This window comes from Celeribacter marinus (genome assembly GCF_001308265.1).
In the GTDB taxonomy this organism is placed as follows: domain Bacteria; phylum Pseudomonadota; class Alphaproteobacteria; order Rhodobacterales; family Rhodobacteraceae; genus Celeribacter; species Celeribacter marinus.
In genome coordinates this window covers 25369-48395 of sequence record NZ_CP012023.1, presented here as the reverse complement: position 1 = coordinate 48395, position 23027 = coordinate 25369, and the positions used below count along the sequence as shown (strand labels likewise).

The window sequence follows — 23027 nt, the reverse complement described above, 5'->3', positions numbered from 1 at the left end:
AAAAAATCAGGCGGCTGCGGCCAGTTGCTTCACAGCGGCAGAGGGGACGGCGCAGTTGTGCGGCCGGACGATGGCGACATAGGCAAATCGGTCCGGGCCAAGGCGTTCTTGGACAAGGTGGATGCGTCCAAGCTCACAAAGCCGAAATGCTGCATTGGCAGTCGCGCGGAGGTCTTCGAGAGCGGGTTTCCTCAGAGTGGAAACGCTCGAGGTCGTATCAACCGCCAGAAAGCCGTCATGATAAACCAGCCGTGCACCAGGCGCCGCGGTATCCACCCAGGCCATCAGCTTGAATTCCGAAACATTGGGCGCATTCACGAAGAAACGAGAAATCATGCGGCGCACCGAACGACACTCAGATGACGATTAGCGCTGCTGGCTTGTGTATTCTTGACTTCAAAGTCGATGATATCTGTCAGGCGATAGCGCACGTGCCGACCGATCCGGACGAACTGCGGCCCACGGCCCTCCGCGCGCCAACGCTCCAAAGTGCGCGGCGCAATGTTCCAGCGCCGAGATAAGAGCTTCGTGCTCAATAGAGAATATTCTTGGTTCATAGCGGTCCTCATCACGTTGATGAGAACACCTTGCCAAACCCTTGGGTTGGAGGTCGTGGCATGAATGGTCGGTGGTCAAAATTAATTTTTGTAGGAAAATCAATGCTCCAAAAAGTTTCGGTCGGAGCTCCAACCCAACGCCCACCCTACACCGACCAATCTCCGACCAATCACCGACCGAATGGGACTGAGCGCCCGTCACCAAAACCGAATCTCGATCGCATCAGACACAAAAAAGCCCGCTCGCAGCGGGCCTGTTTAGCACGGAGGTTAGATGTCAGGAGCCGACGCGCATCGTCACCACCAAGGCGGGATCCAGCATGTAATACCCCCTTCGCCCCGAGACAGGATGAACAATGTCCCGCCACCCCTTGCGACTGGAAAACAGATAACTGAGTTTCAAGGAGGCAGATCCCGCCGCAACCAGGATCTGCACGCCACGCTGCTCAGGATCCCCCGTAACGGCGCAGATGAACAAATAGTTCAACGCACGCGCCTGCATGTCCGTGAACAAATAGTGCTCTCCAAAAAGCTCAAACGACAAAAACCTATCATAATCATTGGCATGTGGCGCACCAACGGACATGGATGTTGCTTCAAAATGCGCCCGCTCGTCGGCCCGCACAAGCAAGGTATCCCGATAGACCACCCAATCCTCGCCATCACCCGACGTCGACATCATTCCGCCTTTTTGAACGAAGGCCGTCACCGAACACGCTTGCTTGCGCAACACACGCATTGCGTCACGCCGCTCAAGATCGACCACCCCCTCAAAGTCAGGAATGGGTTGAACAGATCTCGCCCTCCCGTAAGCCACCGTAAAGGATCCATATATACGCACCGATAAAGTAAGCTGGCCCATTTCCACAACATAGCCCAACTCTGACTCGGAGATCCCCCAGTCTGCCAGAACCTCATTCAGGGTGAAATATTCTCGTGGAATCAACACTAGCAGCACCCCTCTATGTTCCTGTAATGTTCCTATCAATTTGACTATCCGATTTCAACCGAATACATATCCTATTTAGTCCACAACCCACCTGGGGATAACCATGATCGTCACTAACATTGCACAGAGATTAAAGGCACGTGCTTTCCAACTCGACATGACCCCCGCGGCCGTTGCAGAGGCCTCGGGCCTTAACCGTTCCTTCATCTATGACATCATCCGCGGCAAATCTGTGCGCCCGACCCGGTCTAAACTTCAGAAGGTTGCAGATGTCTTGAGGGTTGATGTTGCTTGGCTGATCGACGGTGATGGAACCCTAGAGGGTGAGGAGCCCAAGATCTACTCACCCGACACGACCTTTGTTGGCATTTCGGGCGTGAAGGCGAAGGCCTCGGCTGGTGGAGGCACGATCGTGCACGCCGAGGACGAGCAAGCCGGTAAGATGTATCATTTCCGGCAGTCTTGGATCGAAGATGAGCTTGACGCAAACCCAAAGAACCTCAGGATCCTGCGCGTCACCGGTGACAGTATGATGCCCACGCTGAATGATGGCGATACGATCCTTGTCGATATGGGACGCAAGTCACCCTATCCGCCAGGCCTATTCGTGTTGCACGACGGCATGGGGCTGATGGCCAAGCGGATCGAACATATTCCGTCCAGTGAGCCACCGCGCATTAGCGTCACCTCTGACAACCCCAATTACTCGCCTTATGAATGCCTACTCGACGAGGTCAACATCGTGGGCAGGATTAGGTGGTACGGCCGGGTGGTCTAAAACGCGTTCACGTCAGAGGACGCCACAAACCGACACCAGCCGACAACATGCTGTTTTTACTTGTTAATATTTACTGAATGCATCCTTTTCGGCCCAAGCCAAAGAGGTCTATTATGAACAATTCATCCAAAAACTGTGGCGCGGGGCCCAACCCCCTGCACCCTGACCGCATGACGGCGCACGAACGCCGCACTGAGCTCTACGGCTTGCTAGCTAAGGCCGTCGTTCGCCTCGTAGATCTCGATCGCGACTATCTATCCCAGAATACTGGAGACTGTTCGCTACACTTCCGTTGTGAACAGAGCGGTACTGCAACTCCAACTCAGAGGAGATCTCCATGACCACACACGAACCCATCCTAGCCCGCCTGAGCGCACTCAAGGCGATGTCAGTGAAAGACCTGAAGGCAGAGTGGCAGGTACTGTTTAACGCCCCTGCCCCCAACAACAGCCGCGGTTTTCTTGAAGGCCGCTTGGCTTACCGCATTCAGGAACTGACCTACGGCGGCCCTGACAAGCAGACGCGGCGCATGCTCGATCTGCTCGCGGACGAAGTCGATGGCACCCTGACGCGCAAGGCGCAGATTGCGGATCCCCGCAACCCTGTGGTCGGCACGAAGCTTATCCGCGAATGGGACGGCGTCGCTCATACTGTAACGGTATTGAAAGACGGCTTTGAATGGGGCGGCCGACGCTACAAGTCACTGTCCGCGGTAGCGCGGGCCATTACTGGAACGCGGTGGAATGGCTATCGTTTCTTTGGACTTCGTGAGCGGAAGCGGGGCGAGGCATGAAGGACGTGTCCACAAAACCCGCCCGCCGCCTGCGCTGCGCCATCTATACCCGCAAGTCGAGCGAGGAAGGCCTCGAGCAGGAGTTCAACAGTCTGCATGCGCAGCGCGAGGCCTGCGAGGCCTTTATCGCCAGCCAGAAGTCAGAAGGCTGGGCGCTGGTACGCGATCAGTATGATGATGGCGGCATATCTGGCGGCACCCTGGAACGCCCTGCCCTGCAACAACTGCTTGCCGATATAGAGGACGGCTTGGTCGACGTGGTTGTTGTCTACAAGATCGACCGCCTGTCGCGGTCACTGATGGACTTTTCCAAGCTGGTCGAGGTGTTCGATCGGAACGGCGTCACCTTTGTCTCCGTCACCCAGTCATTCAACACGACCACATCCATGGGACGGCTGACGCTGAACATTCTGCTGTCCTTTGCCCAGTTCGAGCGTGAGGTCACAGCCGAGCGTATCCGTGACAAGGTGAAAGCGTCGCGCATGAAGGGGATATGGATGGGCGGCAACATACCCCTCGGGTATGACGTGCGCGACCGTAAGCTGGTGGTGAATGCCGAGGAAGCCAACACCGTCGTGGACATCTTTACCCGCTTTATAGAGGTTGGGTCTGCCACCGTTCTGGCGCGCGAACTGCGCTCCGAACGGTTGCGCAGCAAAAAGGGCACCTTGATTGACAAAGGCTACCTCTACCGCCTGCTCAACAACCGCGTGTACCGCGGCGAAGCCGTGCACAAAGGCACCGCATATCCAGGCGAGCATGACGCCATCATCGACGCGCGGCTTTGGGATCAGGTGCATGACATCTTGGGGGAAAGCCCCCGAAAGCGCGCCAACAATAGCCGCACGCAGACGCCGGCGCTGCTGAAAGGACTGCTGTTCACAGCAACCGGTGCCGCCATGACGCCTTCCAGCACGAAGAAAGGCACGCGCCGGTATAGATACTACGTGTCGATGGACCTTCTAAAGAACCGTGAGACGCCCGACGACGGCATCCCGCGGCGCTTGCCAGCCGACACAGCCGAGGGTGCCGTCATTACCGAGATCCGCCGCGTTCTGCGCACCCCTGAAACCACAGCACAGGTTATCGCCAAATTGGACAGGGATGACATTCCAGAGGCTGACGCCATCGCCGCCTTGCAGCAATTTCCGGAACTCTGGGCGCAGCTGTTTCCAGGCGAACAGGCGCGCATCATTCAGCTGCTGGTGCGCCGCGTCACCGTGACCGCTGAGGGCCTGGTCATCGACCTGCGCACGGATGGCATCGCCGGTGTTATGCGAGATCTGATGACGCCGCGCCAACTCGAGGCGGCAGAGTGATAGGCGCACCCGACACCATCCAGGTCTTCGCGCCCCTCAAGGTGCGCAAGAAAAACGGGCGGCCGAAGATCCTGCCGCCCGCGGACTACCTGCCCAGTGAGGACCAGACCCAAGACCCGCATATCCTACGCGCCATCGGTCGCGCCTGGAGCTGGCGGCGGCGTATGGAGGCCAGTGAGTTCGGGACGGTGCGCGATCTCGCAATCGCCGTGAACCTCGCGGAGCGCCATGTCAGCAGGCAGTTACGGTTGGCTTATCTGGCACCGGAGGTGCTAAAACGGCTAGTCTACAAGCGTGACGCCGTCGCCGTAACCGAAATCAACCTCAGTAATTGTGCAGCACTGCCGTGGGCCGAGCAGGAGAAGGTCGCCTTTGATAATGCAGAACAGGGTGACGCCTGAAGAAAACGAACGGCCCAAACCGGACCTTGGTGGGTCGCGCAGCTAAGTTCGGGTCTGATGAAGATTTTCTGATGCGGGCCAGGGTGCAATCTTTCGGCTTGGCTCGACTGTGGCCCGCGTTGGAAAATCTCTCAGGGAGGAAGCCGCGGGGGCTTGGCGGTGTCTATGGGGAAAGAGCGCTGTCTATCGGGCTTGTGACTGCTGCGGATACGTTTTTGGTCAGATTGAAGACGGCGGTTCGTACGTTTTGCCCGCTCGCTTGCCTAAGATTTGAGCTGGGTCGCTGCCGGTTTGCACCTTTAACGTGATTTGCTGGATCGCTGCGCACAAGTGATTTTGGCCGGTGTTGCAGAAACAACCGGATCGCATTGGGCGGGATAAACGGGCAATCAGTCATGCGGCCTGTTTCCTTGGTGGAGCGCGGGATCGGGGAACCTGGCCGCGCTTGAACGTTTCGATGATCAGCATTGTGCCGCCGCAACAGGGGCACGGTTCCCGCAATGTAAATGGTGTGGGATCATCCTCGGATGGTGGTTCTTGCTCTGGCGGGCTCGCCCCAATCAGGGCTCGGACCTTTGCAATGTTGGTTTTACGTTGCGCGGACGCCAGCAGGCCATAGTGCCGGATCCGGTGGAACCCGTCGGGGAGAACATGCATCAGGAAACGGCGGATGAACTCGTCCGTTGTCAGGCGCATCACCTTTTGCCGGTCACCACTCTTGATGCGATAGTCCTTCCATCGGAACGCGACGGTGTTTGCATCGGCGCTGAAGAGGCGCTGGTTCGAGATCGCGACACGGTGCGTGTAACGACTGAGGTAGGCTAGAACTGCCTCGGGTCCGCCGAACGGTGGTTTGGCATAGACCACCCATTCGATTTTACGGAACGGGGCCAACCAGTTTGCAAATGCACCGGTCTCAGCCAGCCCTTTTAGGTCACTATAAAACGCCAGATCACCCGAGCGATGCAACGCCATCAGTCCTTCGATGAACAGGCGGCGGAACAGCCGTGACAGCACCCGCACATGCAGGAAGAACCCCGGCTTGCACGCCACCCATTGGTTGCCGTCGCGCGACAAGCCACCGCCGGGGACGATCATGTGGATGTGTGGGTGATGGGTGAGCGCAGACCCCCATGTGTGCAACACGCTGGTCATGCCAACGCGAGCACCCATGCGCTTGGGATCAGCGGCGATGGTCGTCACGGTCTCGGCGGACGCCCGGAACAGCAGGCCGTAAATGGCGCGCTTGTTCCAGAGGGCGATCCTGGCAATCTCGGCTGGTAGCGTGAAGACGACATGGAAATACTCGACGGGCAGCAAGTCTTCGGCCCGTGCCGCCATCCAGTCGCGCGCAGCGGGTCCCTGACACTTTGGACAGTGCCGGTTTTTGCAACTGTTGTATGCGATGTGCTGATGGCTGCATTTGGTGCAAGCCGCCACATGCCCGCCGAGCGCCTCTGTTCGGCAGGCTTCTATCGCTGACATCACCTTAAGCTGGCTCAGGCTGATATGCCCGGCATTGGCCCGCCGCCACGCGGGACCATGTTTGCGGAATATGTCAGCAACCTCCAGTCTGGGGCGGGGCACTCCCCGCCCGTCACCGCGGTCGCGTCTTGCGTGTCTGTAGGTTCAACTGCTTGAGGGCCTCGAACGGGCTGGTCGTATCCCGGATCATCTTGGTGGCGACCTTAGTGTACTGCGCGGTGGTTGTCAGTTTGGCGTGACCAAGTAGCACTTGGATAACCCGTACATCCGTGCCCGCTTCCAGCAGATGGGTGGCAAAGCTGTGCCGCAGGGTGTGCAGCGTTGCGGGCCTGTTGATCCCGGCCATGCGTTTGGCCGATGTAAAGGCCCGGTTGAGTTGACGTGGCGAGATCGGATTGATCTTGGGTTTACCCGGGAACATCCACCCTTCAGGCCGTGCCTCGCACCAATAGTCACGCAACAGATCGAGCAATCCCGGCGACAGCATTACCTTACGATCCTTCCGCCCCTTGCCCTGCACGACGTGGATCAACATCCGGTCACTGTCGATGTCGCCGGTCGTCAGATTGCAAACCTCAGAGGCGCGCAGACCCGCACCATAAGAGATACTGAGCGCCGCGCGATACTTGAGCCCGGGACCAGGTGCTACGGCCAGAAGTTCTGAGACTTCCTCAACGCTGAGCACAGCGGGCAGCTTGCGCGGCTCGGTGCGGAATTGCATGTACTTCTTCATCTCATCACGCCCGCAGGTCATCGAGAAAAAGAAACGCAGAGCAGTGATCCGCGCGTTGTAAACCGAGGGCGTGACCTCGGTATCCGTCATATGAAGTTGATACGCGCGCAGCTCCTCACGCGTAGCCGTATCCGGTGAATGCCCCAGAAACGCAGCAAAATCCTTGACTGCCCGGATATGAGATCGCTGGGATTGGTGCCCCAGACCCCGAATGCGCATGTCTTCGATCATCCGCTCCCGAAGCGGTGTTGTTCTCTCGCTGACCATGAAATCCTCCTGTCTGTCGATTGAGAAACCTCAATCGTCAAACAGATCAGCCAGATCGCAAAATCCGCCAACATGTGGGATGCTTCAATACGCTTGCCACAAGCGCCAGTGCCGCGCGAGCGGCTTCGTCCCTGAGCCCGAAGTGACTTGTTTCCGCAGCGCGGCGAAGGTCAGCTATGAACAATTCGAACGACGTTCGATCCAGCAGCGATGGCAGCGGCCACACCTTCTGCGGAATCTTCAAAGACCAATGTCATGGCCGCTGGAAAGCCCAGCCGCTGGATTGCATGCGCAAAAATGTCGGGGGCAGGTTTTGGTCGGAGGCAGTCGGAGATTGAGGCAATAGTGGTGAAGTAGTCTAATAGGCCCACGGCTTGCAACGAGGCAGTTGCGACGTCAATTTCTGCGTTCGTTCCAACTGCCATTGGATGGGTTAGGCCCAAGGTACGAACCAGTTTTTTCGTTTCGTCGATTGGCAATACCCCAGCCGCAGCGTTGATAAACGCGTCTATGCTTTGTTGGGTTGCCAAGGCGATATCCAAAGCCCCCGACAGTTCCTGCGATAAGGCCGCCAAGAGAGACTTGCGATCAAGACCTGTCCGCTGGGCATACCAGCCGCGATCTAAATCATGCCCCTGTGCTCGCACCGCGGTTCGAAACGACTGGAAGTGGGCTTCGCTGCTGTCAACCAGCGTACCGTCACAGTCGAATATGATTGCGCGATAACCGCCAGCAATGATTTCAGAATGCCAGTCCTGAGGTGAGACATGCCTTTGACTGCCTCCCGAATATAGGATGCTATCCATTTGGCACACTTAGTCCCATTTTATGCCGCCACAAGACGCGCAAGATCCGCGTCAAATTGAATGGACACGCTGTCGCCTTGTGCAAAAGGTTTGTCTGTCACCCCACTGATTACAAAGAGCGACCCAATCGCACTTTCGACCGTGTATTGGATTTCTTTGCCGAGGTAGGCCGCATAGCTGACCTCGCCTTTGATCCCTGCTTGGTCAGGAGCGGCAAGATGCAGATTATGCGGGCGAAGCACCATTTTGGCTGGCCCCTTTTGCAATCCCCCATCGCGGACTTTGTAGTTTAGGTCGTCCAAGACCACATTCGCTATACCGTTCGTCACGCTTTCAACTCCGCAATCTGCAAGATTGGCGTCCCCGATGAAGTCAGCGATGAAAGCCGATTTTGGGGCCTCGTAAAGATCGCTGGGTGATCCTTCTTGTGCGATCTCTGCGTTTTTCATTACGATGATCCTGTCAGAGACGGCCATTGCCTCTTCTTGGTCATGGGTGACGTAGACCGCCGTGAGACCGAGACGTTGCTGGATTTGGCGAATTTCTTCCCGGACGTGGCGGCGTAGCTTCGCGTCGAGGTTTGAAAGAGGTTCGTCCAACAGCAGAACTTCAGGCTCCAGCACGATAGCGCGCGCCACTGCAACGCGCTGCTGTTGCCCGCCTGAAAGCTCGCTTGGCAAACGATCACCAAAGCCTGCAAGACCAACCAGTTCCAATCCATGTTCTGCTTTTTGTGCCGCTTCGGCCTTGGGCATGGATTTGACGGTAAGGCCATAGGCGACGTTCTGGCGGACCGTCATATGCGGGAACAAAGCGTAGGATTGGAACACCATCGATACTTTGCGGTAAGTGGCCGTCAGATGTGTGACGTCTTCACCGCCGATGTGGATTTTACCGGCGCTGGCCATCTCAAGCCCCGCAATCAGTCGCAGCGTAGTGGTTTTTCCGCATCCCGATGGGCCAAGCAGGGTAACAAGCTTGCCCGGGTCAATGGTCAGATCGAGGCTTTTGAGGGCAGTGACTTCGCCAAATTTCTTGACGACGCTCTCGAAGCGCACGGAACCAGGGGTGTATTTTGTCATAGGTTTCTCCGGGGTTGGGCCTGGTTTCAAGCCGCTGATTGGACGCGGTCGGTGCGGCGTAGGCGTCGCGATCCGACAAGAAGTTGAAGCAATAAGATCACCGCCAGCATGGTGACGATCAGCACGGCTGAATAGGCAATCGCGAGGCCAAATTCGCCGTTCTCAACCCGCCCTACGATGAACGAAGTCGCCATGTTGTGCTTGGCGCTGACCAAGAAAATGACAGCACTGACAGACGTGATCGCACGTACAAAACTGTAGGTGAGTGCCGCAAGAATGGCGGGCCCCATCAAAGGCAGGATCACACGCCGCACTGTGGTAAAGCTGTTGGCACCTAAGGTGATCGAAGCCTCATCAAGGCTTTTGTCTAGCTGCGACATTGCCGCGATACCGCCGCGCACACCAACCGGCATATTGCGGAACACAAATACGATAATGAGGATGATGCTTGTGCCCGTCAGCTCAATCGGGGGGAAGTTGAACGCCATGATGTAGCTGACGCCGATGACCGTGCCGGGAATGGCAAAGCTGAGCATGGTCGAGAACTCGAACAGGTCCTTACCTACAAACTTTTGACGCACCAGAAGGTAGGCCGTCGCAAGCCCAACAATCGCTGTCAAAGGGGCCGCAATCGACGAGATTGTTAAGGTCGTAAAATAGCTATCCCACGCCACGCCTGACAAGCGCCCTGTTGTAAAATCAATCCCGAAGGCACGGATGTAATGCGCGAAGGTAAAGCTATGATCATAGCCCCACAGTTTCACGAAACTGCCAAACAAGATCATCGAGTAGACCACGGCTGTCAGGGCTGCCCATGGCAATGCGGTGGCGTAACACAGGCTTTTGACCATTGGGCTAAGCGATGCGTTCTGTCCGGAATCTGCCTTGCCCGTGATCGTTGCATAGGATTTTTGGCCCAACCACATGCGTTGCAACAAGAATGCGGACAGCGTCAATGTGAGCAATGCAATCGCAAGGACCGCCGCCTTGGCAGGGTCAGCGACAGAGCCGACAATGGCGAAGAATATGTCAGTCGACAGGACCGAGTAGCCACTTCCCAACACCAATGGATTGCCAAAGTCGGCAAGGCTTTCGATGAAGCCAAGCAGGAACGCATTTGCCAGTCCAGGGCGCATCAGGGGCAGCGATACATAGCGGAAGGTTTGCCAACGGTCGGCGTCAAGCGTTTGGGACGCTTCCTCCATCGACGGGCTGACACCCTGCACGACACCGATCAAGACAAGGAATGCAATCGGTGTGAAGGACAAAAGTTGCGCGATGTACACGCCCCAAAACCCATAAAGCCAGCGCGTTTTTTCCAGGCCGAACAGGTCAGCGGCAAAAGCGGTGACGGAACCGTTGCGCCCGAAAAGAAGGATCAAGGCAAGGCCGATTACGAAAGGCGGCGTGATGATCGGAATAACCGTGAGGATCCGCAACAGCTTTTTGGCGCGGAAATCTGTACGGGTGAAGATCAGTGCAAACGAAAGGCCAAGCATCGTCGTACCAAGGCCCGTCAGGGTGGCAAGGAACACTGAATTTATGGCCACACCGCAGGACCTGTCAGTGACAAGGCAGCGAAGCCCCCAAATGTCGCTGCTAAAGAAGCGCGGGAAAAAGCTGGTCAGACTGTAACCGCCGTCGACTTCAAACGCGCGGACCAGAATGTGCATGACGGGGAAGAACACAAAAACACCGACAAGCGCGATGATCAGGCCGATCATGCTGACAACAAAAGCGTCGCCGCGCCCTTTGCCGGTTTGTGACATGGAAACCGTCAGCGCAAACAAAAGGCCCGCAATGCAAACGGCGGCACCCGCACCCATGCCCGGTTGGCCTGCCGCGATGGTTTCGCCGGTCAACATGCCTTCGAACATACGCGGACCTGCGCGCACAATGATGAGACCCTGTATGGCCGTCCAAAAGAGGCCAAAGGCGGCAAGCCATAACGTTGTTTTGGCACGTTGCACTGGGCTTTTCATCGCAAGGACGACGGCGATCGCGGCAAAAAATACCACTCCGATCAGTGCCAGCCACCAATGGCCCGACATCGCAAGCCAAAGCCCGCTTGAAGAGGCCCCGCCCGCCAGCCATTCCAATGAGAAAAAGCCAGCGTCCGTCATATGCCAAGGCAGCACTGCATAGCCGAAAAGCCCGATCAAGAGCCAGAACAAAACCGTTCGTTTCATATTCAAGTCCAGTGAAGTGAGAGAGAGGGTGCCCCTAAAACAAGGGGCACCCAATGGCCGGCGCTACGATTGATTTGAACGCCAACAGGGAGGTTTATTGCTGAGGATTGGGATCACCCACATCAGAGTCCCAACGAGCCAAAAGACGTGCTCGTGTCTCGCTCGACCCATACGTCGCGAAGTCGTAGTCGATCAGTTTGATCGACGCGAGATCGGGCGATTCCGGTGCAACTTCTGCATTGGAATTTGATGGGACTTGGTACGAACCTGTTTCCGGCGCACGTGACTGAATGTCCGCGCGGAGGGCGAATTCAACCCAAGCCTTGGCACCTTCAAAGTTACGCGCACCCTCAATGACGCTGACTGCGCCAACCTCATAGCCGGTGCCTTCGCATGGTGCGACCGCAACAAGTGGAAAGCCCTGCGCGGCCAGATTGACCATGTCATGCATAAACCCGATGGAGACGCCCGTTTCGCCACGCGCGGCGGCCTTGGATGGGGCAGAGCCTGACTTGGTGTATGAGTTCACGTTCTGGCCGATAGCGGCAAGTTTTGTGTATGCTTCATCTTCGCCAAACAACTGCACAAATGTTGCAAGCTCTGTATAGGCCGTGCCTGAACTGTTCGGGTTGGCAACCTGAATTTCGCCCACAAACCGCGGGTCTTCAAGATCGGCCCAGCATGCTGGCGGCGCGATGTCTTTTTCATCCAAAATTTCAGAGTTGTAAGCCATGGCCAAAGCACCGGCATAAATACCAATTGCCTTGCCTTCCGAAATTGTCGCCATGTTTTGCGCCCAACCAAGCAAGTCGGACGTGTCAACGCCGGACGCTTGGGTCAGCCCTTCTTCCGCTGCGATTAAATGCGGATCGCCCGTCCCACCCCACCAAACGTCAATCTTTGGATTGCCCGCCTCGGCGCGGATCTGTGCCAATGTCTCGCCCGTGGATTTGCGCACCATCAGCACGTCGGTGTCAGTATTTTCAGCTTCGAAAGCTGCGACCATCAGATCACACCAATCTTGCTCTGCGCTACAGACAACGCTAATTTCGTCCGCAGATGCAGCAGTTGCACCTGCCATCATCAAGACGGCTGATGAGACCAAACCAAATTTCTTCATGTCTTCCTCCCAGAAGTGTTTCTTGCCGCCACGGATGTGTCTCCGACCGGCTTGGACAGCTTACGAGGCAATCGCAAAAACGCAGACCCTGCGTGCATTAACAATGCTACAGGTCCGCGGGTTTCTGGTTAACAAAATTACAAAGCGCTGCCCGTTTGTAATAATTGAAACGAATAAACCTGAGACGGACGAACAGATTGCAAGTAGGTTCAAAATCAGATCGAGAGAAAGCTGGCGAATGCATCGAGCAAAAATTGGGATTGTGGACGACGAAGCGGGGATGCGCGACGCGCTTGTTGCATTGCTGACCGAAAACCATTTTGAGCCGATCCCGATGGAAAGCAGTGCTGATTTTTTGGGGATCCGCGAAACTGTTGACCTTGATCTGATCTTAATTGATTTGCAGCTGAAAGGCGAAAGCGGTCTTGCGTTGGCCATGGACATTCGCCGCATGGGCGATCTGCCGATTGTGATGCTTACGGGCCGAGGCGATGAAACCGACAAGATAATTGGGCTAGAGGTCGGCGCGGATGATTATTTGCTTAAACCCTTCAATCCGCGCGAATTGATTGCGCGCATTCGTGCTGTGTTGCGCAGGTACGGAAAAGGGGTCAGCGCGCCAATCGTGCGGAATGGAAGCGACCAAAATTTCGCATTGGGGAAGCTGGCCGTTGATCGCACCAACAAGATTGTCACCGCGCAGGATGGTGGTGAAGTGCCTTTGACCAACGCCGAATATCGGTTGCTTGATTTCTTTCTTGATCGGCCCAACAAAATCATTCCGCGTGTTGATCTGCTTGCAGAAATTGGCAGCGATCTGAACCGTTACATGGATCGCACGATTGACGTATTGATCCTGCGGCTTCGTCGCAAGATCGAAGAGAACCCGTCTAAGCCGGTTCACCTTCAGACACGGCGAGGCCAAGGTTATATCTTTGTCACCGAGAACTCGGATCCAAACCAGTGAGTTTTTTCAGCCTACGGACTGTGCGCGGCAGGCTTTGGGCGGCGCTAACGCTATTGTCGGTTGCTGTGTTGTCGGCCAGTGCTGTGACGTGGGTTGCATTGCAACGTGTTGATGCGCGATTGCAGGATTTGCACCAAGAAACGCTTAGTCAGGTCGCTCAAGCGATCGATCTGTCAAAAAGGTCGTCTGATCTTGCGACAACTGCCCCTTATCTTTTGAACCAACGTTCGAATTTCCTGATCGAACAAGAGGGTGCAAAACTCCTGACCGTCTTGGACCGTGTCCGCACCGATTGGCCAGAGACCCGTTTTGATAGCGCACAAGACCCTCAAACACCTGTTTCCGATATACTGGACAGTATGACTGCGGGCGTTTCCGACCTTGTGGCCGCGTCGCGCAGTCTTGATACACTGCAGGCGCAATTGCGCGAACGCACTGTGGTTCTTGGTGTCCTCAGGAATACAGCAACAACTGCGACGGCGTCGCCGGATGGCGATGACGCGGCACGCCTAATCTGGTGGTCCCTCCAAAGCATGAACTCCGATTCATTGAATGCAGCTTACGCTGGGAATCTGATCGGTGTTGGTGAAGAACAACGGCATTATTTGCGGCAGCGTGAGGCGCTTAATGAGTTTCCCCTAAATGCCCAACAGGAGGTCTTTCTTCAGCAACTTGAGGGCGCTGTCTGGGGTGTGACGGGCATTTTTGAACTGAGACGCCTTGAGCTTTCGAGCAATCTTGAGGCCCAAAACGCGCTGTTTCGCATTCGCCACGATGCGAACCGGATTAACGAGCTTGCCGGCGAATACGCGGGCCAAGCAGAGGCATTTCTGGCCGGTGAAAGGGTTGCCTCATCGCGTACAATCTGGGGCGCGCGCATGTCCGTTGCGGCGATTAGCGCGGTAAGCCTTGCATTGGCGATGACCGCGGCCATTTACGTGTCGCAATATGTGACGTTCAACATCACGCGGGTCTCAGCCGCGATGGTTCGGCTTGCAAATGGAGATCGCGCCAGCGCGCTACCGCGACGTCTTGGTGGAAAGGACGAAATCGGAGACCTCTTTCGGTCCTTTCGCAGTTTCCGGGCAAACGCCCTGCGACTGGATCGGTCGAACCGCCAATTAGATCAGCGCAACGCGCTTTTTGAAAAAGTATTCACGAATATTTCTGACGGCATCGCCATTGCAGACGCAACAGGTCGGGTGACAGCACGCAACCCCGCCTTTCTAAAAATTTTGAAGCTATCAGACGACTCGGCCGAGGCCGCATCGCTTGTCGATTGGCTACACCAAGGACGTTTTGCCGAGGCTGCACAAGGCATTGATCTCAGGCATGATCATCGCGGTCATTGTGAATTGGTGTCGTCAGATGGGCAGGTGTTAGACATACGGGCAAGCAAGTTACCCGATGATGGTCGTGTCTGGCTTTTGGCCGACGTCACAGAGCGTCGTAAGATGTCAGATCGGCTGCAACAAATTGATCGCATCGAAACGCTTGGCAAAGTTGCGGGTGACACCGCCCATGATTTTGCGAACATCCTGTCAACCATACGAACCCATGCGCATCTGCTTGAAACACGCGGTCATGGCGACGCAAGCGAAAGCCTTGACGCTATTGGAAATGCTGTCGATTTTGGTGCATCCTTGACGGATCGCCTATTGGCATTTGCCCGCAAACAAAACCTGACACCTGAGGTGGTAGATCTAAGCGCCCTAATTGAAGGGATGGCTGATCTGGTCGAGATTGGTCTTAAGCCAAATGTGACGTTGGATATCGCATTGCCTATGATGCCACTGCAAGTCCGTGTAGATCCGGGCCAATTGGAATCTGCGCTATTGAACCTGTTGTTGAACGCAAACAACGCCATCGAAGATGTGGGGCATATCAAAGTCACCCTTGATCAGCTCGGAACCGACCAAGCCCGCATTTTGATCGAAGACGACGGACACGGGATGCCGTTAGATGTTCTTGATCGCGCCATCGAGCCCTTCTTCACAACACGCGAAGGCGAAGGCGGAACCGGGCTTGGCCTGTCAATTGTCTACGGCTTTATCCGGCAAACTGGCGGGCACTTTAATATCGAAAGCGCAGCAGGACATGGCACGCAAATAGAAGTTCTGTTGCCGCTTGCAGTTGCTGATCAAGTGCACAAACACCTTCCTTCTGCAAACGCGTGCTTGCTTGTCGAGGACGATCCCAAAACGCGCGCGTCTGTCGAGAAGCTTCTCGTTGAACTCGGATTTGATGTCACAACTAGCGATACGGGGCACGAGGCGATGATGCTGCTAAAACACAACCAGTTTGATCTGCTGATCAGCGACCTTGATCTTGGCGGGACTATCGATGGTCTTGATCTCGTCGAGGCAGCTGGGTGGGGGCCGCACCACGTGAAGACGATTATAATGTCGGGCAAATCATCTGCGAAAAAGGGGGTGCCTGAACATACAGCCTTCATCGAAAAGCCGGTCACAAGCAACACGCTTGCTCAAGCTCTTTGACCAGAAAAGCACAGCTGAATTTGCCAATAGCGGACCTCAGGGTCGGTGCAGCGAATGGCAGCTTTGTCCGCTCTGCGGACCTCTATCCAAAGCGCAGCGAAAGTCCGGTTCCCGCCAAAAACGACCGCCCTAAGACCCGTCCCGCGGTTTGCATCGTATTTCGATACCGCTTGAGACTTCGAAAAGGGCGCTCCCTCAAAAACACCAAAACATTGAAAATACTATACTTTTTGAATGCGCCCTTCTGAAGGCCAAGGGCGGTCGGTTAGAGACAAAGCGGGTTCAGAGACAGATTTTGGCTATTTAGCCAGTCTCCGAAGGGCGGTCGCAACGGCTAAACCCCTTTGAAACCAAAAGAAAAAAGGGCCCCATAAGGGCCCATCATCGGTTTCGGCAAGTGTAAGTGGCGGAAGGGATGGGTCTGGTGGCGAACCCTCTCTACCTACTAAGTTATTGTAATCATTGATGCGAGGCTGGATTCTAGTGAACATCGAGTCAATCGGCTCTGGAAGCGAACCCGTTAAACAATGGAGCGCCCAGGTTGGCTGCGACTTCCTCCGGCGTGTCACCGCTCAGGCGTTTTGGGGCCCAAGTGTAATGTTACGCCAACGGGGTTCAAACGTCAGGCAGTCCCGTTATTATCGGCGGAAACGACGGATCAGACCGGGCGCTGCCGCATAACTCGCAAAGAACAGCACCCCAAAGATCACGACGGCCAGAAACGCATTCTGATTTTGGTTCCACAGCAGCACACCCGCAATCGGCGGTGCGATGACAAAGGGGGACAACACCAGTGTGGTGAGTGGGTTAGCAATATGGCGGCGGTTTCGGCCGAGGATGCAGATTTCCAGAGCGCGCATCACCATTTGGTGCACGTGCAACCGATCTGGTGCGGAGACGTCAGCATCCCTACGAGAGCGTCGATAGATCGCTAGCAATGTATCGGCCACGGGCCAATACATCGTTAGCAAAATGGCCCAAGGCGAGACATCGGGCGAATTGAGCAGAACAGAAATCCCAAACCAACTCAGCACAAATCCGATGATGTAGGCGCCGGCATCGCCGAGGAAGATCAGGCCAAAGGGATAGTTGAGGAGGAAAAATCCGAATATCCCAGCGGCAATCATCATCGCGAGATGGACCATCGTGGTGTAACCTGCCAGCTCCGCGATATGGCTCAGGGCAATAGCTGCAGCGATAGCCGTCATTGATGCGAGGCCGTTCACCCCATCTATCAGGTTGAAGCCGTTTGCGATACATGCCGTCACCAGAAGGGTAAGCGGAACGCCGATCGCCCAGTGCGCTACCAGCAAATCCAGTCCGGGAATACCAGTTCGCGGTAGCCAGACCCCCAAAAGCCAGATCGCCAACAAACTCGCGCCCATGGCAGCCAACATGCGCCTGCGTGGTGACATTTCGAACCCTAGGTCCTCGGCCAGACCCACGAGAAAGAGGAGCGACGTGGCAAAAACGAAATTGGCATAGGGTCCAGAGATTGAAACGGGAGCAAAGATCACGCTCAGCCCCAGTGCACAAAAGATCGCAATGCCCCCAACACGAGGAGTGAGCCGCGTGTGCATGGATTGAACCGCCCGCAAGTCCAAAGTGCGCCCGCTGAGCCGCGGGAACCGAAAGCGTAAAAGCACAATCAATACGCAAAGGCCAAACGCAAGCGCAGCCAAAACGAACTCGTGCCACTCGAAATACAACGTGGCTTCGTGAACCAAGGGCGGCTCCAATTCAAACATTTTTATGTTATTAAAAAATTTAAATGACACAAGTATCTAAATGACACAACTAGAGCATGGGCACAACATCGCAAACACCGAAAAGTAGCAAGGTGCTTCTCCCCCCACGTTACGTTTTTGCAACACATCAAAGTGCCACCTACCGTTGGCGCCTTGTCATAGAATCCAGCGGTTGAATAGGCGACGTAAAGCGTAGTCACGGATCAATGAGACGGCTGCGAAGATCAGCCCAAGGCCGAAGTTCTCAGCCACGCCGACGCACAACCCAAAGGCCGGAAACACAGCGAGCTGCGTAGCAACTGCCAACGCGTAGTCCACACCTTGCAGCAAAACTCCACCTGTGGTATCAAATCACAGAAGAGATCGACGTTTTAGGCATTTGGTTCGCGCTTGACGAAACACAACGATCCCCGGAAAAGAGGGCAGCATGTTTACCCAGAACCAACTCCTCGCGTTGACTTTTTTTGGCCTCCTTGTCGCCTCTGGGGCCTGGATTATCTTCAGTGTTGCACGGGCTGGCGCGGCACGGGGAAAGCAGCCAGAACCAACCAATCGACCGGGCGGCAAAGGGACAGGACCTACAACCAAACTCAGAAACTGCCTGAACGGCGTAACGCCCGACGTCGAGATCTCGAAGAATTCGGGCCTGTTCATATGGGAGTCGATTGCCGTTAACGTCATCATTTCCCGTGAAACAGGGGCGCGCATCTGGAAACTCGGAACGATCTGCCACAACGCACGGGACTGGACCTGTTCGATTGATTTCGCGACCGACCTGGAGGCTTGGGACTACTTCCTTGGGCGTGTCGAGAAATTCGGGATCGATGCAGTTGTTGGCCTACGTCTAATGACCGAAAAGGAACAAGAGGCTCGTCAATTGTTCGAGACGCTTGGCTAACGAGCAAGGAAGTAAGCTGCAAAAGAATTTTGCGCCCCACTTACCTTATAAATGACACGGATGAGGCGCACGATGCCGTAGCAAGGCAAGCGGTCGCTGGATAGCACAGTCAGCCCATCTCGACGGCATGAATTTCCACGGCAACAGGTCATCGAGGCGGCCTCCCGACCCAAAATCTGAGAGGGACGCGTTGATTGCCGCAACAGCGTTGGAACATGGTCTGACGGCAGTCACTCCCAACCTGGCAGATTTAACAGCGACAGGCGCACTCTTAGTAAACCCATGGCAGGATGTCATTGCATAAGCTCGGATCGCCAAGGCTTGCACTTTTTCCTCAGACATGAAGTTGCGCGGCATAGCTTACAAGGAGTGAGCGAAATGAATGAAATGTTGACCATCCCCAAAGACGAATACCTCCGCCTCAAGGCGATTGAAGAGGATATGGCTGATCTGAATAGTGCAGCCGACGTCTTGGCCCGGATCAAAGCTGGAACCGAGGAGCTGATCCCCTCCCCTGTCGTCGATCGCTTACTGGCCGGTGATGCGCCCCTGACCGTTTGGCGCGAACACCGCGGGTTGTCTCAAGCTGAACTGGCGTGCCAGTCAGGTGTCAACCGCATCCAGATCATCGACATCGAAGCGGGGCGTAAAACCGGTTCTGCCGCCACCCTGAAGAAGCTGGCCACCGCGCTGAAGGTTGACATGGACGACCTGTTTGATGCCCAGGACCAGTGACGTGCCCAACATGCGGACATCCACACCACGAACCCTGAAAGATCAGCTGGACGCGCTCAAGCCGGAACGCCGAGCGGCTGTTCAAGCTGAGGCAGATCGGCTGCATGCCGAATATCGTCTTCAAGTTCACACAACAAATACCAAGCGATAACTTCGCGTTTCGCCCAGGTTGACACGTTGCGTGTCATTCGGCACTGGTCTGTTGGGGCCTTCCTAAGTCTATCGCTGCGCCGACGACAAATGGGTCAGTAAAATCGCCTCTTTGAACCTTCCAGCAAGCCCATTCCCAAGCCCTCACTGGGTCAGATTCCCAGAAATACACGCCGAGACCAAGCCAGTCATATTCTCGGTCACTGCCATCCATGGGAGCGCCGCTCAGTATCGCCTCTCCGACCTCAGCGTGCAACCATGATGCCCAATACGAATGACGTCTGAAGCCGAGCCATTAAGCTGCTGCGGGTTCCTTGTACTCAGGTGCAAGCTTACCATCCTTCAGGTATATGCCCTCATCAACCAATGCCTTCTTCGCCTTGGAAGAGGATTTCGTGGTTTTCTTGGTGTAGGCTTGCAGTGCTTTTTGAATTTCTAGCTTTTTTTCTTTATTCATAACGTGTCCTCCGACATTGACGTCATACCACGACCCGACCCGACACGGCCCGAATAGCAGTTTCTCACCGCGTTATCTCTTCGGCGACACGTCCTTCCTCGCCGCCTTCAGGAGCAGTGCCACGTTCTCGGCGGTGAACTTGTAGCCCTTCCCGTCCGGGATGCGCGTTGCCGAGATGGGATACTTGGGCCGGCGCGGGTCGATGCCTGCAACGCGAAACCTCTCCCGCCCTGTGGAAAATTCCCGACCGAAGTCACCGGGCGACAGGCCAAACTCTTCTGCCAAAGTCTCGAACAACATCCGTTCTGGGTCGAGGGTTGATCCATCCGGCAGCGGGATAGAGACGCGCACGCCGAACTCGAAGTTCCAGCGCAGGTCCATGGCCTGCATCCCCAGCCCTTCAGCCACCAGACCGTGCTTTGCGGCAACTTCTGTACAGGCCTTAAGCATTTCGGCCTCGATCGTTTTGCATAGGCCGGGCGTTAGGTTCCTCGGCGGGGCTATCTCGGACATGGGTGCGTCTCCATCCTCTCGATGCCTCGCATAGCGTTTTCTGAGGCACTTTGCACGCCAAACCCCAAGAATTTTCCTTGCTGCGACTGCATCTTCGCATTTCGCCCGAGTACGGTTTGATGTAGAGACGTGGTAATCATTCTATTGTTGAGACCTCGCCGTTGAAAATCTCTGTCATTACTGCTGCTTACAATTCTGAAGCGACCGTCGGCGAGGCCATTGCCAGCGTCGCTGCACAAACATACCCGGATGTCGAACACCTTGTTGTTGAAGGCAAGTCAGACGACGGCACGCTCGAGGCCATCGAGCGCGCAGGTCACGACCGGATGCGGCTGATCAGCGAGCCAGACGACGGGATCTACGACGCCCTGAACAAGGGCGTTCGCAACGCCACTGGTGACGTGGTCGGCTTCATCCACAGCGACGACTTTCTTGCCAATGACGGGGTGCTGGCCCGAATTGCCTCAGCATTTGAAGATCCTGCGGTCGAGGCGGTGTTCAGCGATCTGGTCTATGTCTCGCAGGCCGACACCTCGCGGGTCATTCGGCACTGGTCTACTGGGGCCTTCCACCCGCGGCGCCTGAAGTACGGCTGGATGCCAGCCCACCCCACACTGTACCTGCGTCGCGAGGTCTACGAGCGGTTCGGGAGCTATGACAAGAGCATGCGCATCGCAGCCGATTACGATTTCATCCTGCGTTACTTTTCGCAGGCGACAGGCAAGTCGGTTTATATCCCCGAGGTGCTCTATAAAATGCGGGTTGGCGGTGTCAGTAATCGCAACTGGCCAAAGATCCGCCAGAAGATGGAAGAAGACATGCTGGCGATCCGGCGCAACCGCGTGGGCGGCCTTCACACGCTGGCGTTGAAGAACCTCTCGAAGGTCGGCCAGTTTCTGGTGCGCCCGCAGCGCAGCTGATCTGCGTCGCGATGGACACGGCCTTCTTCATCCTTTCCAAGCTTATCGGGCTGGCCCTGCAGATCGAGACCTGGCTTGTGATTGGCATGGTCGTGAGCCTGATCGCTGGACGTTTTGCGTGCCCGCGTTTGGCGCGTTGGAGTGGTGGTACAACGCTGGCCGCGCTCTTAGCTGTTGGCATCTTCCCTATTGGCGAGATTTTGCTGCGCCCGCTGGAGGCGGAGTTTCTGCCTCGTGCAGCGCCCGCACACATCGACGGCATTGTCGTGCTGGGCGGCGTTGAAGACCAAAAGGCGACCGCGGTTTGGGGCGAGCCGCAGCTGAATGAAGCCGCCGAGCGTCTGACAGCGGCGGCGGCGCTCGCCATTGCGCACCCGGAGGCGCGCTTGGTGTTTTCTGGTGGCAGTGGCCGCCTGCGCAACACCGTGCTGGGCCAGCCAGAGATCCCAAGCGTTGCGGTGGACTTTTTCGTGTCTCTGGGCATCGACCCCGGTCGGATCACATGGGAAGATCAATCGCGCAACACAGCAGAAAACGCACGGTTTTCTTACGAGGTCGCGACGCCCGCATCTGGCGAAACCTGGGTCCTTGTCACCAGCGCGTTTCACATGGGCCGCGCGCTTGCGAGTTTTGAGGCGGCGGGGTGGGACGACATAATCCCTCACCCCGTTGACTATCGCACGGGCAGTTTCAGTGACGGGATAGGCTGGAACCTTTCTGGCAATCTCGAGATTCTGAACATTGCCATCAAGGAATGGGTCGGTCGATTGGCCTATCGGCTGTTAGGTCGTTGACTTTCAAACCAACCCATCCCGCTGTGCCACATGCATGATGGCCTGCAGAAACCCTTTCACGGACCCGCAGTCGAACCTCTGGCCATTCAGTGTGACGGCTTCCACCTGACCAGCGGCGGCTTGGGTGTTAATGGCATCCGCGAGTTGAATTTCGCCGCCCGCGCCGGGCGCTTGGCCACGCAGAATCTCGAAGATGTCAGGCGTCAGGACATAACGACCGATTGAAGCCAAGCTTGACGGCGCCTGCTCGAAGGCGGGCTTCTCGACCAGGCCCGCAACGCTGCCAGCGGCGGCGCCGGGCTCCACCACACCGTATTTCGAGATGTCGGGTCCGTTGACCTCCATGACCGACAGCTGCGTCCGGCCTAAGGCTTGATAGCTCTTGACGAGATCGGCGGTCACGCCCGCCCCCTCGTAGGTTAGGAAGTCGTCTGCAAGCAGAACGGCGAATGGTTCGTCGCCCACGGCGCGTTCTGCGCAGAGGACCGCATGACCGAGGCCCAACTGTTCCGGTTGGCGCACGAAGATGCATTCGACGCCCTGTGGCAGGATACTGTGCACCATGTCAGCCTGTTCGATCTTGCCTTTGGCCCTCAACGCGGCCTCAAGCTCTTGGTTGCTGTCGAAGTGATCCTCAATGGCCCGCTTGTTGCGCCCGGTCACGAAGATCAGCGTGTCGATCCCCGCCGCGATGGCTTCTTCTGCCGCATATTGGATCAGCGGCTTGTCGACGATCGGCAGCAGCTCTTTCGGCATGGCCTTGGTGGCCGGCAAGAAACGGGTGCCGAAACCGGCTACGGGAAATACAGCTTTGCGAACGGGTTTCATATTCGGTAGACTTTCTGAACGTCGTCTTTTTTTGAAAATG

At 56.2% G+C, this 23027-nt stretch carries 23 protein-coding genes; 10 read left to right on the top strand and 13 right to left on the bottom strand.

Translation table 11 applies throughout. The features are described 5' to 3' along the window. Positions 1 to 6 precede the first annotated feature (6 nt). Both IMCC12053_RS00240 and IMCC12053_RS00235 read right to left on the bottom strand, forming a co-directional pair. A complete protein-coding gene (locus tag IMCC12053_RS00240) occupies positions 7 to 336 on the bottom strand; it encodes a hypothetical protein (RefSeq protein ID WP_062214613.1) in 330 nt (109 codons plus the stop codon). 498 nt (positions 337 to 834) lie between these two features. After that, entirely contained in the window at positions 835 to 1506 is a 672-nt protein-coding gene (locus tag IMCC12053_RS00235) for a hypothetical protein (protein WP_062214611.1), read from the bottom strand. Positions 1507 to 1609: 103 nt separating this feature from the next. Between IMCC12053_RS00235 and IMCC12053_RS00230 the strand changes: the two genes are divergently transcribed. The 4 genes from IMCC12053_RS00230 to IMCC12053_RS00215 all read left to right on the top strand — a co-directional run bounded on the left by IMCC12053_RS00230 (position 1610) and on the right by IMCC12053_RS00215 (position 4797). Continuing rightward, positions 1610 to 2284: an XRE family transcriptional regulator gene (locus tag IMCC12053_RS00230; RefSeq protein WP_082388978.1), complete on the top strand. Its 675-nt coding sequence runs from the start codon at positions 1610 to 1612 to the stop codon at positions 2282 to 2284. A 337-nt stretch (positions 2285 to 2621) separates the two neighbouring features. Continuing rightward, a complete protein-coding gene (locus IMCC12053_RS00225; RefSeq protein WP_062214609.1) occupies positions 2622 to 3077 on the top strand; it encodes a DUF2924 domain-containing protein in 456 nt (151 codons plus the stop codon). Beyond that, positions 3074 to 4396: a recombinase family protein gene (locus IMCC12053_RS00220; protein WP_062214607.1), complete on the top strand. Its 1323-nt coding sequence runs from the start codon at positions 3074 to 3076 to the stop codon at positions 4394 to 4396. Before IMCC12053_RS00225 ends, IMCC12053_RS00220 begins: the two co-directional genes overlap by 4 nt. Next, on the top strand, positions 4393 to 4797 hold the full coding sequence (locus tag IMCC12053_RS00215; protein WP_062214605.1) for a hypothetical protein: 405 nt from the start codon (positions 4393 to 4395) through the stop codon (positions 4795 to 4797). Before IMCC12053_RS00220 ends, IMCC12053_RS00215 begins: the two co-directional genes overlap by 4 nt. Positions 4798 to 5190: 393 nt before the next feature. Here IMCC12053_RS00215 and IMCC12053_RS00210 read toward each other — a convergent pair whose 3' ends face one another. From IMCC12053_RS00210 to IMCC12053_RS00185, 6 genes are all read right to left on the bottom strand, one after another. After that, the gene (locus IMCC12053_RS00210; RefSeq protein WP_062214603.1) at positions 5191 to 6384 is read right to left on the bottom strand and encodes an IS91 family transposase; all 1194 of its coding nucleotides are present in this window, start codon (positions 6382 to 6384) and stop codon (positions 5191 to 5193) included. A 10-nt stretch (positions 6385 to 6394) separates the two neighbouring features. Further along, positions 6395 to 7282, bottom strand: coding sequence for a tyrosine-type recombinase/integrase (locus IMCC12053_RS00205; RefSeq protein ID WP_062214601.1), 888 nt, complete (start codon positions 7280 to 7282; stop codon positions 6395 to 6397). A gap of 170 nt (positions 7283 to 7452) precedes the next feature. Next, on the bottom strand, positions 7453 to 8088 hold the full coding sequence (locus tag IMCC12053_RS00200; protein WP_062214598.1) for an HAD family hydrolase: 636 nt from the start codon (positions 8086 to 8088) through the stop codon (positions 7453 to 7455). A 20-nt stretch (positions 8089 to 8108) separates the two neighbouring features. Continuing rightward, positions 8109 to 9170: an ABC transporter ATP-binding protein gene (locus tag IMCC12053_RS00195; protein ID WP_062214596.1), complete on the bottom strand. Its 1062-nt coding sequence runs from the start codon at positions 9168 to 9170 to the stop codon at positions 8109 to 8111. A 26-nt stretch (positions 9171 to 9196) separates the two neighbouring features. Beyond that, complete coding sequence (locus tag IMCC12053_RS00190) at positions 9197 to 11359, bottom strand: ABC transporter permease (protein WP_062214594.1); 2163 nt, start codon at positions 11357 to 11359, stop codon at positions 9197 to 9199. A 94-nt stretch (positions 11360 to 11453) separates the two neighbouring features. Continuing rightward, positions 11454 to 12479 carry an ABC transporter substrate-binding protein gene (locus tag IMCC12053_RS00185; RefSeq protein ID WP_062214592.1) on the bottom strand — a complete coding sequence of 342 codons (1026 nt, stop codon included), beginning with the start codon at positions 12477 to 12479 and terminating at the stop codon, positions 11454 to 11456. 238 nt (positions 12480 to 12717) lie between these two features. Here IMCC12053_RS00185 and IMCC12053_RS00180 point away from each other — a divergent pair, with 238 nt between their 5' ends. Both IMCC12053_RS00180 and IMCC12053_RS00175 read left to right on the top strand, forming a co-directional pair. Next, positions 12718 to 13446, top strand: a complete 729-nt coding sequence (locus IMCC12053_RS00180; RefSeq protein ID WP_062214590.1) for a response regulator — start codon at positions 12718 to 12720, stop codon at positions 13444 to 13446. Then, positions 13443 to 15944 carry an ATP-binding protein gene (locus tag IMCC12053_RS00175; protein ID WP_236852474.1) on the top strand — a complete coding sequence of 834 codons (2502 nt, stop codon included), beginning with the start codon at positions 13443 to 13445 and terminating at the stop codon, positions 15942 to 15944. The genes IMCC12053_RS00180 and IMCC12053_RS00175 overlap by 4 nt, the downstream gene beginning before the upstream one ends. Before the next feature lie 638 nt (positions 15945 to 16582). Here IMCC12053_RS00175 and IMCC12053_RS00170 read toward each other — a convergent pair. Both IMCC12053_RS00170 and IMCC12053_RS16250 read right to left on the bottom strand, forming a co-directional pair. Beyond that, on the bottom strand, positions 16583 to 17671 hold the full coding sequence (locus IMCC12053_RS00170) for an MraY family glycosyltransferase (RefSeq protein WP_169775291.1): 1089 nt from the start codon (positions 17669 to 17671) through the stop codon (positions 16583 to 16585). A 177-nt stretch (positions 17672 to 17848) separates the two neighbouring features. Continuing rightward, on the bottom strand, positions 17849 to 18010 hold the full coding sequence (locus IMCC12053_RS16250) for a DUF7220 family protein (RefSeq protein WP_439105184.1): 162 nt from the start codon (positions 18008 to 18010) through the stop codon (positions 17849 to 17851). A 109-nt stretch (positions 18011 to 18119) separates the two neighbouring features. Here IMCC12053_RS16250 and IMCC12053_RS00165 point away from each other — a divergent pair, with 109 nt between their 5' ends. Both IMCC12053_RS00165 and IMCC12053_RS00160 read left to right on the top strand, forming a co-directional pair. After that, entirely contained in the window at positions 18120 to 18590 is a 471-nt protein-coding gene (locus IMCC12053_RS00165; protein ID WP_062214587.1) for a hypothetical protein, read from the top strand. 378 nt (positions 18591 to 18968) lie between these two features. After that, complete coding sequence (locus IMCC12053_RS00160; RefSeq protein WP_062214585.1) at positions 18969 to 19325, top strand: helix-turn-helix domain-containing protein; 357 nt, start codon at positions 18969 to 18971, stop codon at positions 19323 to 19325. A 445-nt stretch (positions 19326 to 19770) separates the two neighbouring features. Here IMCC12053_RS00160 and IMCC12053_RS15645 read toward each other — a convergent pair whose 3' ends face one another. Together IMCC12053_RS15645 and IMCC12053_RS00150 are read right to left on the bottom strand one after the other, a co-directional pair. Further along, a complete protein-coding gene (locus IMCC12053_RS15645; RefSeq protein ID WP_156320713.1) occupies positions 19771 to 19932 on the bottom strand; it encodes a hypothetical protein in 162 nt (53 codons plus the stop codon). 72 nt (positions 19933 to 20004) lie between these two features. Further along, positions 20005 to 20445 carry a hypothetical protein gene (locus tag IMCC12053_RS00150; RefSeq protein WP_062214581.1) on the bottom strand — a complete coding sequence of 147 codons (441 nt, stop codon included), beginning with the start codon at positions 20443 to 20445 and terminating at the stop codon, positions 20005 to 20007. Between the two features lie 161 nt (positions 20446 to 20606). On the opposite strand from IMCC12053_RS00150, the gene IMCC12053_RS00145 reads away from it, so the two are divergent. Both IMCC12053_RS00145 and IMCC12053_RS00140 read left to right on the top strand, forming a co-directional pair. Further along, entirely contained in the window at positions 20607 to 21365 is a 759-nt protein-coding gene (locus IMCC12053_RS00145) for a glycosyltransferase family 2 protein (RefSeq protein ID WP_062214579.1), read from the top strand. A gap of 11 nt (positions 21366 to 21376) precedes the next feature. After that, the gene (locus tag IMCC12053_RS00140; RefSeq protein WP_062214577.1) at positions 21377 to 22159 is read left to right on the top strand and encodes a YdcF family protein; all 783 of its coding nucleotides are present in this window, start codon (positions 21377 to 21379) and stop codon (positions 22157 to 22159) included. A gap of 3 nt (positions 22160 to 22162) precedes the next feature. Here IMCC12053_RS00140 and galU read toward each other — a convergent pair whose 3' ends face one another. Further along, the gene (galU, locus tag IMCC12053_RS00135) at positions 22163 to 22987 is read right to left on the bottom strand and encodes a UTP--glucose-1-phosphate uridylyltransferase GalU (protein ID WP_062214575.1); all 825 of its coding nucleotides are present in this window, start codon (positions 22985 to 22987) and stop codon (positions 22163 to 22165) included. Positions 22988 to 23027: the final 40 nt, after the last annotated feature.

Coding starts and splice junctions, on each gene's coding strand:
- IMCC12053_RS00240 (WP_062214613.1), bottom strand. CDS start 336: ATGATTTCTCGTTTCTTCGTGAATGCGCCCAATGTTTCGGAATTCAAG.
- IMCC12053_RS00200 (WP_062214598.1), bottom strand. CDS start 8,088: ATGGATAGCATCCTATATTCGGGAGGCAGTCAAAGGCATGTCTCACCT.
- IMCC12053_RS00140 (WP_062214577.1), top strand. CDS start 21,377: ATGGACACGGCCTTCTTCATCCTTTCCAAGCTTATCGGGCTGGCCCTG.
- IMCC12053_RS15645 (WP_156320713.1), bottom strand. CDS start 19,932: ATGAATAAAGAAAAAAAGCTAGAAATTCAAAAAGCACTGCAAGCCTAC.
- IMCC12053_RS00160 (WP_062214585.1), top strand. CDS start 18,969: ATGAATGAAATGTTGACCATCCCCAAAGACGAATACCTCCGCCTCAAG.
- IMCC12053_RS00225 (WP_062214609.1), top strand. CDS start 2,622: ATGACCACACACGAACCCATCCTAGCCCGCCTGAGCGCACTCAAGGCG.
- galU (WP_062214575.1), bottom strand. CDS start 22,987: ATGAAACCCGTTCGCAAAGCTGTATTTCCCGTAGCCGGTTTCGGCACC.
- IMCC12053_RS00220 (WP_062214607.1), top strand. CDS start 3,074: ATGAAGGACGTGTCCACAAAACCCGCCCGCCGCCTGCGCTGCGCCATC.
- IMCC12053_RS00195 (WP_062214596.1), bottom strand. CDS start 9,170: ATGACAAAATACACCCCTGGTTCCGTGCGCTTCGAGAGCGTCGTCAAG.
- IMCC12053_RS00165 (WP_062214587.1), top strand. CDS start 18,120: ATGTTTACCCAGAACCAACTCCTCGCGTTGACTTTTTTTGGCCTCCTT.
- IMCC12053_RS00230 (WP_082388978.1), top strand. CDS start 1,610: ATGATCGTCACTAACATTGCACAGAGATTAAAGGCACGTGCTTTCCAA.
- IMCC12053_RS00150 (WP_062214581.1), bottom strand. CDS start 20,445: ATGTCCGAGATAGCCCCGCCGAGGAACCTAACGCCCGGCCTATGCAAA.
- IMCC12053_RS00185 (WP_062214592.1), bottom strand. CDS start 12,479: ATGAAGAAATTTGGTTTGGTCTCATCAGCCGTCTTGATGATGGCAGGT.
- IMCC12053_RS00205 (WP_062214601.1), bottom strand. CDS start 7,282: ATGGTCAGCGAGAGAACAACACCGCTTCGGGAGCGGATGATCGAAGAC.
- IMCC12053_RS00190 (WP_062214594.1), bottom strand. CDS start 11,359: ATGAAACGAACGGTTTTGTTCTGGCTCTTGATCGGGCTTTTCGGCTAT.
- IMCC12053_RS00180 (WP_062214590.1), top strand. CDS start 12,718: ATGCATCGAGCAAAAATTGGGATTGTGGACGACGAAGCGGGGATGCGC.